Here is a 1,179-nt window from a genome sequence, read left to right as displayed (position 1 = left end):
GCTCGGTCCCGGACGGCCGCAGGAGCACGCGCCCGGAGTCACCGAGGGCAGCGGTGTGCGCCGCGACGGCGTCCTGCACGCCCTGGTCGGCGAGCCCCGTGCGGTCGACGCCCCGCACGTTAAGCAGCACCTGCGGGAAGACGGTCATGCACTCCGCCAGCTCGGCCAACGACTTGCCCGTCCGCGCCATCTCGGCGACGAGGTGCAGCCCGGTGAGGATGCCGTCGCCGGTGGTGGCGTACTCGTTGAAGATGACGTGGCCGGACTGCTCGCCACCGAGGGAGAACCCGCCCTCGTTCATGCGCTCGAGCACGTAGCGGTCCCCCACGGCGGTCTGCTCGACCGCGATGCCGTTGTCCGCCATCGCCCGGATGAGCCCCAGGTTCGACATGATCGTCGCGACGAGGGTGTCGTTCGCCAGGCGCCCGCGCTCCTTGAGGGACAGCGCGAGGATCGCCATGATCTGGTCGCCGTCGACGGCGTTCCCGGCGGCGTCGACCGCGAGGCAGCGGTCGGCGTCACCGTCGTGGGCGATGCCGACGTCGGCCCCGGCCTCGAGCACCGCACGCGCGAGGTTGTCGATGTGCGTCGAGCCGACACCGTCGTTGATGTTCACGCCGTCCGGTTCGGCGCCGATGAGCGTCACCCGGGCACCGGCGTTCACGAACACCTCGGGCGAGACCGCCGACGCAGCACCGTTCGCGCAGTCGAGCACCACGTGGATGCCGTCGAGCCGCGCCGGGAGCGTGCCGAGCAGGTGCACGACGTAGCGGTCCTCGGCGTCGGCGAAGCGTGTGATCCGTCCGACGTCGCCGCCGGTCGGGGTGGGTGCCGAGTGGTCGTGCATGGCCGCCTCGATGCGGTCCTCGACCTCGTCCGGCAGCTTGCGGCCACCGGCGGCGAAGAACTTGATCCCGTTGTCGGGGGCCGGGTTGTGCGACGCGGAGATCATCACGCCGAAGTCGGCGTCGATGTCCGCGACGAGGTACGCGGCAGCGGGGGTGGGGATGACCCCGGCGTCGAGCACGTCGACGCCGGCGGAGGCGAGCCCGGCGGCGACGGCCGCGCCGAGGAACTCGCCGGAGACGCGCGGGTCGCGCGCCAGGACCGCGCGGGGGCGCGGTCGACCGGACGCCCGACGGGCGTCCGCATGGTGTCCGTGTGTGAGCACGGCCGCGC

At 72.9% G+C, this 1,179-nt stretch carries 1 protein-coding gene; it reads right to left on the bottom strand.

Annotation, left to right across the window (positions count from 1 at the left end; translation table 11 throughout):
• A partial coding sequence (glmM, locus tag ACSW7Y_RS17205) for a phosphoglucosamine mutase (protein ID WP_438127439.1) occupies positions 1-1,179 on the bottom strand: 1,179 nt, incomplete at both ends.

Origin of the sequence: Curtobacterium flaccumfaciens (assembly GCF_051548005.1) — a bacterium.
In the GTDB taxonomy this organism is placed as follows: domain Bacteria; phylum Actinomycetota; class Actinomycetes; order Actinomycetales; family Microbacteriaceae; genus Curtobacterium.
Note: the sequence above shows the minus strand (reverse complement) of the source record. Positions and strands in the feature narration are given on the sequence as shown.